The sequence below is a fragment of the Bacillus sp. FSL K6-1338 genome, from assembly GCF_038006965.1.
Lineage (GTDB): Bacteria > Bacillota > Bacilli > Bacillales > Bacillaceae_G > Bacillus_A > Bacillus_A thuringiensis_S.
In genome coordinates this window covers 1,667,552-1,681,413 of record NZ_JBBOWI010000001.1, presented here as the reverse complement: position 1 = coordinate 1,681,413, position 13,862 = coordinate 1,667,552, and the positions used below count along the sequence as shown (strand labels likewise).

The following is a 13,862-nucleotide window of genomic DNA, read 5'->3' as shown; positions in this document are numbered from 1 at the left end:
TTATATTTATTCAATATTAGTTATCCTTTATATATACTATAAAGAACTATTGTGAAAATAACAAAGATTTTTATGTACATGAAAAAATGAGGCTACAACTAGCCTCATTTTTCTTATATCGTTAATTCCAAACCTTTCCTATAATATTCATTCATTACATCTTTAGGAACCATGCTTCCACCCGTTCCCCACACAATATGAGTACCTTTTTTCACTTTCTCTGTTAACTGTTGCTTTTGTAAATACTCATCTTCTTTACACACTTTCACTGGCCCTATCATACCTGCTAGTGCAGAAGGCTCTAAATAAATATTCTCCGTATCAGCTAGTTCTTTTAACAATCTATATAACTCTTCATCGTTTACTGTATAATTTCCACTTAAAAATGGTTCCATCGTTTTCCCGACAAATCCAGACGGTCTTCCTACCGCAAGTCCATCCGCATCTGTTACATTATCAATTCCGATATCTTGAACGGCAATTTTGTCATGAAGGCCTGTCATTAAGCCGAGTAACATACATGGTGAGTGTGTTGGCTCTGCAAAGAAACAATGAACGTTGTCTTTATACAATAACTTTAAACCGAATGCTACTCCGCCAGGTCCTCCTCCTACTCCGCACGGAAGGTAAACAAATAAAGGGTGATCTTCATCTACTACAACCTCTAGCTCTTCTAATTGCTTTTGTAATCGTGATGCTGCTACTGAGTATCCTAAAAATAGATCATGTGAGTTTTCATCGTCTACAAAATAACAGCTAGGATCCGCATCTGCCTGTCGTCTTCCTTCTTCTACTGCTTTGCTATAATCATCTTCATATTCAATAACGTTTACACCTTTACTTCTTAATAAACTTTTCTTCCATTCTTTTGCGTCTGCTGACATATGAACAGTTACATTAAAACCTAGATTCGCACTCATAATTCCTATGCTAAGTCCTAAATTCCCTGTAGAACCTACCGCAATTGAATACTTCGAGAAAAACTCTCTACATGTATCACTATCTAAAATGGAATAATCATCTTCTTCTGTTAACATTCCGTGCTGCAATGCTAGTTGCTCAGCATGTTTCAACACTTCATAAATGCCACCTCTAGCTTTAATTGATCCTGATATCGGGAGATGACTATCACATTTTAATAATAATTCTCCTAAAATAGGTTGCTTGTAATTTGTCTCTAAAGCTTCTTTCATAGAAGGTATTTTTACTAAAGGTGATTCGATTATGCCGTTAGTCCCTTTCGTTTCAGGAAAAACTTTCGCAATATATGGCGCAAAACGCTTTAATCTCTCTTCCGCATCTTTTACATTCTCTTCATTAAGTGGTGAATCTTTTATTGCCCTTTCATACTTTTCTATGTGTGGGTTTATCCAAAATACTTCTTTTGTTGCAATAAGTTTATTCACTAATGGGTATTCTGCTTGTAATGCCCCTATTTCTTTCATTTTGTTTCCTCCTTATATCCTTGTAGCTCACCATATAATAAATTATAATTAAATTAATTTTAATATAGTTTAACACAAATCGTTCACTTTAGTTAATTTTAATTTAATTTATTTAAATATAATTTAATAACCCTTGAGGAGATTTTCATTATGGAAAATATAGATATTGGTAAAAAAATTGAAAAACAAAGAAAAGAAAAAGGTTTAACTAGTAAAGAACTAGCAAAGATGGCCGATATTACACCATCTATGTTAAGTCAAATTGAGCGTGGGTCGGCTAACCCTTCTATTCAAACATTAAAAGTGCTTGCTAAAGCTCTTGATGTGCCAACATTTAGCTTTTTACTTGAAGATACAAATACAGACGATTTAATTGTACGTTCCCATAAACGAAAGAAAATGATTATCGATAATTTATCATATGAAATGCTTTCACCTGATTTCACTGGAAATTTAGCAACAGCAATTATGACCGTCCCGCCTAATACAGCTTCATCAGAAAATGTGCTAGAACATAAAGGAGAAGAATTAGCATTTGTCTTAGATGGGAAAATCACATTATATTTAAACGAGGAAGAATACGTATTAGAAACTGGTGACAGTGTAAAGATACCTGCTTATTTAAAGCATAAATGGGTGAATCATTTTGAAAAAAACGCGATAGTTTTATTTTCTGTTACTCCGCCGATTTTTTAATGTATAAATAAAAACAGGATGGTTCTTATAAAATGCGGATTATCCTGTTTTTATTAAATAAGAAAGTGAAATTTTTGTTAAAAACTTAACAGTTGGACCCAATCCGAACAATCCTCCTAAAAACATATTTACAACTGAAACTATCCCTCCCATTGATGCTAACGTATCATGAGTCAGATTCATCCCACCACTACCAGAGGCACTTGTAATATTCACATAAAAATAAGAAATACGTAAAAATTAATTGATTTTTCAGAATTTTATTGAAAAATATGGTAAAATCACTCTTATACTTCTTCTATTTTGTTATTATAGAAATAATTAAATTAGGATACTTTTATCGGATGGGGGAATATATAATGAGTGTGTTATTAAAAGGGCATGAACAGATTGTCAACGAATTAAACATTTTATATCAAGTAATGGTAGCGGAGCAATTAATTGAAGCGAAACAATTAAAAGAAAAAATAGAGAAACAGATTAATAAAATTGAAGCTGATCAAAATCTATCGCTTTACTACTCCCTACTAAACTTTAAATATAAGGTCCTAACCGATTGGACAAACATTAAGTATGATACTTTTAGTCAAATTGTTCGTTTAGACAATCCAATAACTGAAGACTTTATTACTTATTATTATCACTTTTTTAAAGCTGAACATGCTACCATTATTGGAAATTATGATGAAGCAAAAAAAGAATACGAAAAAGCTGAATCCCTTTTAAAACATGTACCAGGCGAACTAGAAGAAGCTGAATATAAATATAAATTTGCTATATTTAATCACCATACAAACAAACCACTTACAGCAATCAATTATGCAAATCAAGCTAAAGAGATTTTCTCAAAATATCCACGTTATGAAATTAAAATAGCTCTATGCGAAAACATTTTAGGCTCATGTTCTGTTTATTTAAAACAATTCGAACAAGCCGAAGAGAACTATAATTCAGCAATCAATATTTTACAAAAGCTGAAAGACGATACACTAATCTTAAAAGTTCGAAATAACTTAGGTTGGCTCTACTCTTCTCAAAATCTATCAACCCTTGCTATTAGACATCTTACAATAGTTACAAACAAATTACCTAAACACCTAAAAGCCAATTTTCTACAAGCCAAAGAACATTTTATTTTAAATGAAAAAGAACTTGCAAACCATTGGGTTCAAAAAGGCTTAGAAATTTGTAATGAATTAAATAATCAAGAATATAAACACCATTTCACTATCTTAAAAACACAACACACTGGTATTCTAGACGACTTAGAAAACGCAATCATTGCAGGCACTACATATTTTAACAGTAAAGAATTATACGATTATGCACAAGAATATTACGAATTATTAGCAGTAGAATTTCATAAAGTGAATAAAATAGAGAAATCTCAAAAATATTTTTTCAAAACTTACGAAGCAAAACAAAAATTATTAACTAAGGAGGCACTAAGATAATGAAAAAGATTAGTTTAGCTATTTTAACCTTTACATGCATACTTGCTTTTGGATTTAATAATTTTACTGAAAGTCAACAAGCAAAACAACTTCCAAAATGGGATACAGATAAACAAGAAACACATGCAGACCTATAGAAACCTAAAAACCCCTAATAAAGGGGTTTTTAGATTTCTACAATATAATGATTTAGCATATGATGAAGAAATATGCTTATAAAAGATAGCCATACACAGATACTCTCTGTACATGGCTATTTTTTATTTTTTCGACACTAACAAAATCCCTAAACTAATAATACAAAAGCTCATTATTTGCTGTGCTGATAGACCAAACAGAACCGAATTTTGTTCACTAACAAGCGAAATAATGATTTGAGCAAACCCCTCAATAATTAGAAAAACACTTATATTCTTTCCATTTCCAAGCCTTTCATTTTTCATCCATAAAAAGCCCATTATACAAAGAGCAAGGATGATCTCATATACGAAAATAGGGTGATATAAAAGTTTAGATTCATATATTTTTATTCCCCATGGTAGTGTCGTTTGTGCGCCTACTTCATGATGTAATAGAAAATAAAAGATAATACTCACACACAGACTAAAAGGCAATACATCAAGTAAAATACGAAGCGAAAATTGCTCCTTTTTACTTTTCCAAACAATGTATACACTCGCAATTACGCATCCTACTACAATATGTTGCATACTCCCAACAGCTAATATTGCTTGCACTGGCGCCCCAAAAGCCCATACAGGATTTAAAATTAATGGCGCAAACTTCCATACAAATACGATGATAAGAAAAGCATTTGTTACGGCATCCATCATTTTTTCATATGATACATTTTGATGCCTCATCTTTCGTTTCATCAACATAAATCCAAATAGACTTCCAATTATAAGAGATATGGGTTGTAACCTCACGATCCACTCCATCGTCACGAAATCTCCTTTTAATTCTCAATCAATTTCTTAAATTTCTTTTCTAATTGATCTGGTGGTAATACACCTCGTACATGATCTACTATGATTCCATCTTTATTAACAAAAAATGTCGTCGGTAAAGAGAATACTTTATAATCTAGTCCAGCTACTCCGTCCATATCTAGTAGAACAGGAAACTCAAACCCATAGCGATTAGCAAATGCGCTTGCTTCTTGTACTGGGTCACTAACAGTTGCATTCACCGCAAAAATTTCAACATCCTTTTTATATTTATCATACATATGAACTAAGTCAGGTGCCTCCATTTCACACGGCCCACACCATGATGCCCAAAAATTAATAATATACGGTTTTCCCTTGGCATCATTTAACGACTGCAACTTTCCGTCTAATCCTTTTAATATGATGCCAGGTGCTTTAAAACCTACTTGTGGTAATACTTCTTTCTCTTGTAACTCTGCTTGCTTTGCTTTTCTTTCCTTTTCTTCTTTCTTTGAATTATAAAAGTTAACCCCCGCCCAAACGAGAGCACCTACTAGTATAATAGCAATTAGTTTCTTCACTTTTCTTCCTCCTCATTTTTAAAAGCCTGTAAATCCACCGAATAGACGAATAAAGAATGCTGTAATTTTCGTCATTTGATTTGTATACAATAAAATACCTGTTACAATCATCATTCCACCGCCAATTTTCATCATGACATTCGCATATGTAACAATCCATTTTACCTTCCCAATAAAGAATGCCATCACGAAAAATGGAACCGCAAACCCAAGAGTATACGCTGTAATATAAAGAAGTGCCCCTTCAGGATTCGTCGCGCCAAGCATGAGTACAGCTGAAAATATCGGTCCAACACATGGCGTCCAACCCGCTGCATATGTCATACCGACTAAAATCGAGCGAATATATCCAGTCGATTTACTTCTATACTGCACCTTTTTCTCTGCCATAAGCCACTTAGGCTGAAACAAGCCCGTCATAAATAGCCCCATTAAAACAATAAAAATCCCACCAATTTGTTGAATCAATTTTTGGTTAGATGAAAATGTTATTCCAATCCAGCTTACTGATAAACCTAACGCGTAAAATATAACCGAAAATCCGATCATAAAAAATATAGTATGTATAATCGCTGATTTTTGCATAATCCCACGATTTTCTTTTAAATCTTGGATAGACACACCTGTAATATAAGATAAATAAGATGGATATAACGGTAAAGAGCACGGTGATATAAATGACAATACTCCCGCCCCAGCCACAAGCCAAATTGTTAAATCTGCTGCATTCATTTTATTCCCCCTAAAACACTACAATAAGTAGTGTTTATTCTTAAAAAAAAGAGGCTATATGCACTCTCCGACAATAAGTACAACCGACATACAGAATAAACCTACTGTTACATATACCGAATTCGTATGTAACGGAATAGTAAGCTTAACAACCTTTTCATTTAACACTTGCTCGATTCGTAAATTTATTGCTGTTTTTGCAAATGAAGCGGTAACACATCGATTTTCCATTGTCTTTATTTTAATTAATTTTAATAACGCGCTACCTAAGTCAAATGAAGATTCCATTTTTTGCATCGCATATTTATCAGCAGCTAGCTCCTGATACGTATGATATCGCTGTAACAACCCTTTTAATATCGGGATGTACATCATTCCTTCTGCTAATAACGTAAAACAAAATAATTTTAGCGGATCCCAATTCTTTTGATGATATTCTTCATGGAAAATAATTGCATCAATTTCTTCATCTGAAAACGTCTGAAGCAAACCTTCCGACATGACAACTTTCGGACGGAATAATCCAATTGTAAATGCCGCAACTTCCGTAGTCGGCAATATATATATTTGTTTTCCTTTTCGGATGAAAGGGATAAGTACTTTTTGTAATTTTTTACTATAGAAAAATTGTCGCCAAATTCTTTTGCACACGATTAATATAGTAAGTAATAATAATCCAGCGATTATAATACGAATCAGCGATAATTCTTTCATATGTTTTTCTAACTGGAACAAGCAAAAATTTGAAAGAAAGAACATCTTATTTTGAAACAGAAATGGATATGTAACGTAATACACTAACATACTGAAAAAGAGGGTACTAACAATTACTGCTAACAATACGATTTTACGCATTTGCCATTTCATTTCATTAATCCTCTTTTTTTAACTGACTCAATTTGTCTTCTAACTTTTTTATTAAAGTCGGATCAGCCTGCTCTAACTCATCTAACATATGATTTACAACTAAATCTCCAAATTCCCCCATCAATTCCTGTGTCATTTTCTTCGTTTGCTTGGATAAGAATTCTTCTTTTGTTTGTACAGCACGATATATGCCACTTCTTTTTACAATCTGTTTTTCTAAGTGTAACTTCTCTACTAACCTGTTCATAACTGTCATAACAGTGTTAAAATTCACAGGCGATTCTTCACTTAATTTCTGCTGCACTTCTTTAATCGTAATACCTTTGTTAGACCAAACAATCTCCATAATTTTCGCTTCAAGCGGTCCAAAGAAATGATTTAACCCGTGCTCATTTAATTTATAGTTTTGAGTAAACATAGTATGACTCCTTTCACACTACGAATTGTAGTACAAATTAAATAAAAGGTCAAACACAAATGAGATACACTAAAATTCACTACTTATAAATACGTACGCCATTCCATTAATTATAAGCCTAACTTATCTCCAAATGTATCAAAAAGATACTGCTCTAATATTTGTACACTAAACTTCTCATTACGCCCAAGTGCAAATAATTCCCGATCTTTCGCTACGATAGTATCTAACGGAATAGCTACATTATCCACTATTTTTGTAATTTCAATTATATTACTTTTTACATTTACTTCTGTTTTAAATTCAACATTTTCTAACACTATATGTGAACGTCTTCCTGATGCAAAAAAAGTAAAATTAGGATTTTTAACAACGCCAATTTCAGTCTCTAACGCATATAAATAGTGAAAAATTACATCTCTGTGCCCATCTTTTATTATTTTTTCATCCTTCTCATCGTCTAAGTATTCTTTCAGCTTCGTTGTAAATTCAAATCGAAAATCCACTTTTTTCACGCTCCTTCTTTGTATTTCATATTAAATAAATATATTGAAATAATTTTACCATATTGTAATACAACTTCCTATTAAAAGTAAAAACTGTTTTGGAAAATCGCTATTATTTCCGATTTCCTTTTAAAATATAAATATAAATTCAATATGAATTAATACTTCATTATATCTATTTAAACATATTTTTTCCATTTTTTGAAACATTAGTATGAAATATTATATATCAATGAACGGTTTCTAATTCACTGATATATATAATCAGTGTTTTCTTTACTATTCCGATATACTTAAGCTACATTTTCTAATTATTGATTACATTACAGAAGGAATGTAACTCTCTTCTATCGAATTTTTATATAACAAAAATGATTAGGTGGTGCTTTACTATGAAATTAGCTGTCATTGGTGGCGGTGATTTACAAGATTCAAATCACTTGCCTATTAATGAACGCCTTATAGAATTAACAAATAAACAGTATCCAAAAGTATTGTTTATTCCAACGGCAAGTCATGATGATGAAAGCTATATAAAATTATTTTTAGACACGTTTGAAAAACAATTACATTGTGAAGTACAAATTTTACGTACTACAACAGATTCACCTTCTAAGTATGAAATAGACGAGATGATTCATTCAGCCGATTTAATTTATCTAGGTGGCGGGAATTATATTCACATGTTTACGCAATGGAAAGAACATAGACTCGATGAAAAATTATTATTGGCTCTGCAACAAGGAACACTTATTGCTGGTTATAGCGCTGGTGCTATGTGTTGGTTCACGTCTAGTATCCGATCAGATTATGAAGGTTCTGGTTATATAGAGAGTAACGGATGGGGGATTGTTAATAAAAGATTTTGTCCACATTATAATCAATTAAATAGAATGAACGCCTTCCATTCCTTTTTACAAAATCATCAAGGGAATATAGAAGGAATTGCACTGGAGGATAATTGCGCTTTATATATTACAGAGGAATCCTTTGAGATTATCGGTGAACCAGAAAAAGCGTGGGAGTTTTATATGAGTGATAAAACACTCATTAGACAACATTTTGATATAACTTTAAAAAGCTATTTGTAAACCTGCACCTACAAAAAAATGTCCCTAAGTCAAATAACTTAGAGACATTTTTTCTATTTAACTAACTAATCGTGTAATTCGTTTCTTTTGCCATGAAAGCTTATAATATGCATACTGTAGTATTAAGCTGACAATAAATGCTGCTGGATACCCGATCCAGATCCCTTCTATTCCAAGACTTGTATGGTAAGAAAGATAATATGCTACGGGTACTTCCACAAGCCAAATTGAAACAACTCCAATAACAGTTGGCCAAAGTACTGTACCACTCGCTCGCATTGTCGCACTAATAATTTGTGCATGACCGAAAATTAAATAACTCCATAACGTAATCATAACTAAGCTATGAGCAATTTCAATTGTAGTTTGACTCGTTAAAAATAGTGATAAAATGTCTCTTGAGAATAAGTAAATAAGAGCTATTAACACACCACCGATGACGTAGTTCATAATAATTCCGACCTTCACAACTTTCTGCAATCGATCAAATTGATTCGCCCCAATTGATTGTGCTGCAAAAATAGAAACTGTAATACCAAGGCTAACTGCTGGCATTTGTACATAACTTGCAACTTGATTCACAACTCCGTAAGCAGCTGTTGCATCCGAACCGTAACGATTTACAAACGCGATTACAGCAATTTCAGATAATGAAACTAATATCATATTAATACTCGCTGGAATACCGAGCCTTAGCAATAGCTTTAATAACTCCCCATCCATTCGAAGGTATTTTCTAACCGTGCTATCTAGTTGTAATGGGTGATTTTTCTTCTTTAAATACAAAAGCATGACAATAAACGTAATAACTGTAGATATAACAGAGGCATAGGCTGCTCCATACACATCTAATTTCGGAGCTCCTAACCATCCAAAAATAAGAATTGGTAATAAGATCATATTTAGCGCTGTACTTACAATTAAAAAGTAAAATGGCGTTTTAGAATCTCCTGTACCTCTCATAAATGTTGTGTATGCGAAATATAAAAATAATACTGGCATCGATATAAATAAAATTCGTGCATAATGTACACTTATTTCAATAATATTTTCTGGCGTTCCCATTAGACGCATAATATCCATCGCAAAAATACTGCCTATTATCGCCAACACAACTCCAATAATAAAGGTAAATGTCAGCGTCGTACCAACGATAGCTTTTAAACGATCTTCGTTTTTAGCACCAAACGCCTGACCAATTAAAATAGAGCTTCCTGAACCGATACCAATTACAAATGAAACGAGCAAGAAAAATAATGGGAAGAATGCTGATATAGCCGCTAAATCATTAACTCCAAGCCATCTTCCTACTACTACCATACCAAATAATTGTCCAACTGATTGTAGTACATTACTTAATAATAATGGTACTAAAAACATCGACATCGATTTCCAAATCGGTTTACTCTCACTTTCCAACTTATGTGACTCCGCACCTTCTTTATTGTTATCTGCAGGTGGTTTCAAATTTCATTTCTCCTTTTATTAAAAATCAATTTTCAATATCTATCTCTTTGTATAGTTGTTATAATACTGTGCTTCTATTCACTTTCTTTTCGTATGATTATAACTTCACCCAATATTGACTTCCATCGGCTGTTCGATCTAAAAATCCATACTCGATTAAATATCTTCTTAAAGTTACGAAATCAGGGTATACATTTTCTATCACTGTATTTACTTCTTTTTCAGTATACTTTTTATTACTATCAAACTTCTTTACTAAATGACGTAATATAATTAATTTACGCTTTTGTTTTTTCGGAAATTTAGAAAGAGGTCCATCTAATCCTTCTGTAAAATGAGCTTTTAATACTTCATCATTTTCTTCTTCCGTAATATTGTATCGATCATCCACCATCGTTGCTGTTCTATGAATTGGTACAAATTTCGTTTGTACTTTTGATTTTTCTTCTGATAATTCCATTAGAGCTAAAAATACTTTTGCTTGCTTCATTTTCTCTCGCAGTGTAAATCGATGATTACGAATTGTTGATGTACTTCCGCCATCCAACTCTTTTACAATTTCTTTATCATTCAGTCCCATATGGAAAAACTGAACCATTTTCTTTTGTAAATCCGTTAAACCAGTAAATTTCTTATCCATATTTAACAAATAATCAAACATAGACGTATGCTCATTTTGAATATGCAATCGGACGAACTTCTCTGCTTCATACAAAACTTGATTATCTTGATAAATAACACCTTTAATAAATGTTTCACCACAAGCTAAGCAAATGTACTCCTCTTTTTCTCCATCAAACACATACCCTTTCTTTAATTCCTCTATTGACGCATCCCAAAACTTCTCTGAAATACCACTCATACTAAACACTCCTTCAAAATGTTTATTCAAAAACCAAACAAATCACTATAACGTTTATTATCACTTCACCATCTTATCATAACACAAACAAACATTTCAACATTTCGTTTACCCATTTTATAAACTTTTATAAAAACATCTACCGAAAGGGTTTAATACAACGAAAAGCGAATGTGTTTATAGAAATTCATTTTATATGATGTGGATTAGAACATGGATATTCTTCAAGACTCTTGGTTTACCGTTAAGCAAATTGCACAGAATACATATGCGATTAGTGAATATGGAACCGGTATTCATCCATTACAAAACTTCAGTATTCAATTTCAACTACAAAAAAGATGTTTCCGTATAAGAAAACACCTTTTACTTTTTATCCCACATTTAAGGGCAGTAAGACTCCCACATCAAAATTCAGCGGAAGCAAAGAAGTTAAATGAGGGCGGGCTGCCCTTAAAAGCCCGATTGGTGAGGGCTAATAATCAGTTGATTAAAGTTTCAATTTATATATTCTATTTACAGTCTCTACTAAAACCTTACTTGCTTGTACAAATGTATGCTTTCGATTTCTATCTTCAACAAATTTATTAGCACAACTACTCATAATCATCATACAACTAATTATGACTAACACTATCTTTCTATTCTTGTAAGTCACTTCATGTCACTCCACTATTACAAAACTTCTTTTGAATTTATCCTATCAAGAAATTTTACATGAATAATAAAACGTGTGAATATGCAATTCTGCATATTCACACGTTTTATCACAATGTTATGATTTAATTTAGTTAAAGAACAAGTATACCGAGGTGACTAACTTGAAATTTAAAGCGAAAAAAATCCATTCCACGTCATTTTCATTACATTATTTCTAATTATTTTTTTCGTTTCGTTATTCTTCCAAAATGAAAATTCTATTTTTTTCACTCTCATGATGCTATTAAATATCGTGAATCTTTCTTCATTCTATTTCTCTCACTACAACGTAACGGAATCATCTCTTGTTGTAAAACACGGTTTCATACTTCGTACTGAAATCCCATTTAAAGACATTCGCCATATTAAGTACTCTGGCAAAAAACTTCGTTCAAAAAAATGGACTAGGCAACAATTAGAAATTAATTATAATTTATTTGACTCAGTGACCACTTTCGTACCACAAGAAGAAGAAAAATTCATTTCACTCTTAAAAGAGAACTGCCCACAGATGAAAGTAATGAATACGCCTGCTAACAAATAATATATTTTGAAGCTTGCAGTATTGCAAGTAGATGAAACATAAAAATGAACATCAAAAAAGCCAAGATTCTATACTAAGAACCTTGGCTTTTTCTATTACTCTTTTGGAGCAATCATTTTCTTTGGATCTACAATTTCATCAAATTGCCCTTCTGTTAGTAGCCCAGATTGCAATGCTGCTTCTTTTAAAGTTAATCCCTCTTTATGAGCATACTTCGCAATTTTCGCTGCATTTTCATATCCGATATGTGGGTTTAGCGCTGTTACAAGCATTAGTGAACGATTCACATTTTCATTAATTACTTCTTCATCTGCTTCAATACCAACTGCACAATTGTCATTAAACGAAACAATTGCATCCGCTAATAAGTGAGCTGATTGTAAGAAGTTATAAGCAATAACAGGTTTAAATACGTTTAACTCAAAGTTACCTTGGCTCGCAGCAAATCCGATTGTTGCATCATTCCCCATCACTTGCGCTACAACCATCGTTAATGCTTCACTTTGCGTTGGATTTACTTTACCTGGCATAATAGAGCTTCCTGGTTCATTGGCTGGAATAATAATTTCTCCAAGACCACTACGTGGACCACTTGCAAGCCAACGTACATCGTTAGCGATTTTCATTAGATCTGCAGCTAATGCTTTTAATGCACCGTGAGTATATACAACTTCATCATGGCTCGTTAATGCATGGAACTTATTTGGTGCAGAAACAAATTGTTTACCTGTAAATTGACTAATTTCCTCTGATACCATCTCACCAAATTTAGGATGAGCATTAATACCTGTTCCAACCGCAGTTCCACCAATTGCTAACTCTTTCATATATGTATTGCTCTCTGCAATCATACGCTCTGTTTTTTCAAGCATACGGTGCCATCCGCTAATTTCTTGCCCTAAAGTTAACGGTGTTGCATCTTGTAAATGTGTACGACCAATTTTTATAATATGTTCAAATGCAGTTACTTTTTCTGCTAAAGTTCCTTTTAATTTCCTGATTGCTGGTAATACGTGATTTTCTACTGCGATTACACAAGCTACATGGAGCGCCGTTGGAAATGTATCATTTGAACTTTGTGACATGTTCACATCATCATTTGGATGAATATGTACGTCAGATCCATTCTCTTTCAAAATTTGATTCCCACGATTTGCAATTACTTCATTCACATTCATGTTTGACTGTGTACCACTACCTGTTTGCCATACGACAAGCGGAAAATGTTCATTCCATTTCCCTGCAATCACTTCATCAGCAGCTTCTACAATTGCTTCTGCTTTTTCTTCTGATAACTTTCCTAATTTTTGATTGCTAAGCGCTGCACTCTTCTTTAAAATTGCAAATGCTTTTACAATTTCAAGCGGCATTTGCTCTGTTCCAATTGGAAAGTTTTCTTTACTACGTTGTGTTTGTGCTGCCCATAATTTATCAGCTGGAACTTTTATTTCTCCTAATGTATCTCTTTCAATTCTGTACTCCATGTTTTCATCCCCTTGAAAATATAATACCTACATCTCTTATAATAACAGACTTTTTCTTAAATGATAAGAATTCTCACTCTTATA

The 13,862-nt window shown here is 32.7% G+C and carries 16 protein-coding genes and 1 pseudogene; 6 read left to right on the top strand and 11 right to left on the bottom strand.

Features of this window, described 5'->3' with window-relative positions; all coding sequences use genetic code 11:
- Window positions 1–113: 113 nt before the first annotated feature.
- Complete coding sequence (locus tag NZ044_RS08935; protein WP_000658546.1) at window positions 114–1,445, bottom strand: D-serine ammonia-lyase; 1,332 nt, start codon at window positions 1,443–1,445, stop codon at window positions 114–116.
- Between the two features lie 150 nt (window positions 1,446–1,595).
- On the opposite strand from NZ044_RS08935, the gene NZ044_RS08930 reads away from it, so the two are divergent.
- Window positions 1,596–2,141 (top strand): helix-turn-helix domain-containing protein, encoded by a 546-nt coding sequence (locus NZ044_RS08930; protein WP_000427637.1) that lies wholly within the window; start codon window positions 1,596–1,598, stop codon window positions 2,139–2,141.
- Between the two features lie 39 nt (window positions 2,142–2,180).
- On the opposite strand, the gene NZ044_RS08925 is transcribed toward NZ044_RS08930, so the two are convergent.
- Complete coding sequence (locus NZ044_RS08925) at window positions 2,181–2,357, bottom strand: hypothetical protein (RefSeq protein ID WP_003309331.1); 177 nt, start codon at window positions 2,355–2,357, stop codon at window positions 2,181–2,183.
- A gap of 143 nt (window positions 2,358–2,500) precedes the next feature.
- Here NZ044_RS08925 and NZ044_RS08920 point away from each other — a divergent pair, with 143 nt between their 5' ends.
- Together NZ044_RS08920 and NZ044_RS08915 are read left to right on the top strand one after the other, a co-directional pair.
- On the top strand, window positions 2,501–3,595 hold the full coding sequence (locus tag NZ044_RS08920; protein WP_000114844.1) for a response regulator aspartate phosphatase: 1,095 nt from the start codon (window positions 2,501–2,503) through the stop codon (window positions 3,593–3,595).
- Window positions 3,595–3,732, top strand: coding sequence for a hypothetical protein (locus tag NZ044_RS08915; protein ID WP_000724012.1), 138 nt, complete (start codon window positions 3,595–3,597; stop codon window positions 3,730–3,732). The genes NZ044_RS08920 and NZ044_RS08915 overlap by 1 nt, the downstream gene beginning before the upstream one ends.
- Window positions 3,733–3,855: 123 nt before the next feature.
- On the opposite strand, the gene NZ044_RS08910 is transcribed toward NZ044_RS08915, so the two are convergent.
- From NZ044_RS08910 to NZ044_RS08885, 6 genes are all read right to left on the bottom strand, one after another.
- A complete protein-coding gene (locus NZ044_RS08910) occupies window positions 3,856–4,536 on the bottom strand; it encodes a prolipoprotein diacylglyceryl transferase family protein (protein WP_086389909.1) in 681 nt (226 codons plus the stop codon).
- A gap of 17 nt (window positions 4,537–4,553) precedes the next feature.
- The gene (locus tag NZ044_RS08905) at window positions 4,554–5,108 is read right to left on the bottom strand and encodes a TlpA family protein disulfide reductase (protein ID WP_086402953.1); all 555 of its coding nucleotides are present in this window, start codon (window positions 5,106–5,108) and stop codon (window positions 4,554–4,556) included.
- 18 nt (window positions 5,109–5,126) lie between these two features.
- Complete coding sequence (ccdA, locus tag NZ044_RS08900) at window positions 5,127–5,840, bottom strand: cytochrome c-type biogenesis protein CcdA (protein ID WP_000990435.1); 714 nt, start codon at window positions 5,838–5,840, stop codon at window positions 5,127–5,129.
- A 54-nt stretch (window positions 5,841–5,894) separates the two neighbouring features.
- Window positions 5,895–6,707, bottom strand: a complete 813-nt coding sequence (locus NZ044_RS08895) for a M56 family metallopeptidase (RefSeq protein WP_340949678.1) — start codon at window positions 6,705–6,707, stop codon at window positions 5,895–5,897.
- Window positions 6,708–6,711: 4 nt separating this feature from the next.
- Complete coding sequence (locus NZ044_RS08890; RefSeq protein ID WP_000495050.1) at window positions 6,712–7,125, bottom strand: BlaI/MecI/CopY family transcriptional regulator; 414 nt, start codon at window positions 7,123–7,125, stop codon at window positions 6,712–6,714.
- Between the two features lie 110 nt (window positions 7,126–7,235).
- The gene (locus tag NZ044_RS08885; protein ID WP_000347524.1) at window positions 7,236–7,631 is read right to left on the bottom strand and encodes a DUF3942 family protein; all 396 of its coding nucleotides are present in this window, start codon (window positions 7,629–7,631) and stop codon (window positions 7,236–7,238) included.
- Between the two features lie 392 nt (window positions 7,632–8,023).
- Here NZ044_RS08885 and NZ044_RS08880 point away from each other — a divergent pair, with 392 nt between their 5' ends.
- Window positions 8,024–8,722 carry a peptidase E gene (locus tag NZ044_RS08880; protein WP_000762125.1) on the top strand — a complete coding sequence of 233 codons (699 nt, stop codon included), beginning with the start codon at window positions 8,024–8,026 and terminating at the stop codon, window positions 8,720–8,722.
- Between the two features lie 57 nt (window positions 8,723–8,779).
- On the opposite strand, the gene NZ044_RS08875 is transcribed toward NZ044_RS08880, so the two are convergent.
- Window positions 8,780–10,189, bottom strand: a complete 1,410-nt coding sequence (locus NZ044_RS08875) for an MATE family efflux transporter (protein ID WP_000804121.1) — start codon at window positions 10,187–10,189, stop codon at window positions 8,780–8,782.
- Between the two features lie 97 nt (window positions 10,190–10,286).
- Window positions 10,287–11,051, bottom strand: a complete 765-nt coding sequence (locus NZ044_RS08870) for a DUF2087 domain-containing protein (protein WP_000014491.1) — start codon at window positions 11,049–11,051, stop codon at window positions 10,287–10,289.
- Window positions 11,052–11,264: 213 nt separating this feature from the next.
- Between NZ044_RS08870 and NZ044_RS08865 the strand changes: the two genes are divergently transcribed.
- Both NZ044_RS08865 and NZ044_RS08860 read left to right on the top strand, forming a co-directional pair.
- The gene (locus tag NZ044_RS08865) at window positions 11,265–11,642 is read left to right on the top strand and encodes a hypothetical protein (RefSeq protein ID WP_002162860.1); all 378 of its coding nucleotides are present in this window, start codon (window positions 11,265–11,267) and stop codon (window positions 11,640–11,642) included.
- Window positions 11,643–11,872: 230 nt separating this feature from the next.
- Window positions 11,873–12,294, top strand: a pseudogene (locus NZ044_RS08860) (PH domain-containing protein).
- A 95-nt stretch (window positions 12,295–12,389) separates the two neighbouring features.
- Here the strand turns inward: NZ044_RS08860 and fumC are convergent.
- Window positions 12,390–13,778: a class II fumarate hydratase gene (fumC, locus tag NZ044_RS08855; protein WP_000456612.1), complete on the bottom strand. Its 1,389-nt coding sequence runs from the start codon at window positions 13,776–13,778 to the stop codon at window positions 12,390–12,392.
- Between the last annotated feature and the right edge of the window lie 84 nt (window positions 13,779–13,862).

Excerpts from the sequence above, each read along its gene's own strand:
- NZ044_RS08865 (WP_002162860.1), top strand. The coding sequence starts at position 11,265 with ATGGATATTCTTCAAGACTCTTGGTTTACCGTTAAGCAAATTGCACAG.
- NZ044_RS08880 (WP_000762125.1), top strand. The coding sequence starts at position 8,024 with ATGAAATTAGCTGTCATTGGTGGCGGTGATTTACAAGATTCAAATCAC.
- NZ044_RS08930 (WP_000427637.1), top strand. The coding sequence starts at position 1,596 with ATGGAAAATATAGATATTGGTAAAAAAATTGAAAAACAAAGAAAAGAA.
- NZ044_RS08910 (WP_086389909.1), bottom strand. The coding sequence starts at position 4,536 with ATGGAGTGGATCGTGAGGTTACAACCCATATCTCTTATAATTGGAAGT.
- NZ044_RS08920 (WP_000114844.1), top strand. The coding sequence starts at position 2,501 with ATGAGTGTGTTATTAAAAGGGCATGAACAGATTGTCAACGAATTAAAC.
- NZ044_RS08915 (WP_000724012.1), top strand. The coding sequence starts at position 3,595 with ATGAAAAAGATTAGTTTAGCTATTTTAACCTTTACATGCATACTTGCT.
- NZ044_RS08890 (WP_000495050.1), bottom strand. The coding sequence starts at position 7,125 with ATGTTTACTCAAAACTATAAATTAAATGAGCACGGGTTAAATCATTTC.
- NZ044_RS08870 (WP_000014491.1), bottom strand. The coding sequence starts at position 11,051 with ATGAGTGGTATTTCAGAGAAGTTTTGGGATGCGTCAATAGAGGAATTA.
- ccdA (WP_000990435.1), bottom strand. The coding sequence starts at position 5,840 with ATGAATGCAGCAGATTTAACAATTTGGCTTGTGGCTGGGGCGGGAGTA.
- NZ044_RS08935 (WP_000658546.1), bottom strand. The coding sequence starts at position 1,445 with ATGAAAGAAATAGGGGCATTACAAGCAGAATACCCATTAGTGAATAAA.
- fumC (WP_000456612.1), bottom strand. The coding sequence starts at position 13,778 with ATGGAGTACAGAATTGAAAGAGATACATTAGGAGAAATAAAAGTTCCA.
- NZ044_RS08895 (WP_340949678.1), bottom strand. The coding sequence starts at position 6,707 with ATGAAATGGCAAATGCGTAAAATCGTATTGTTAGCAGTAATTGTTAGT.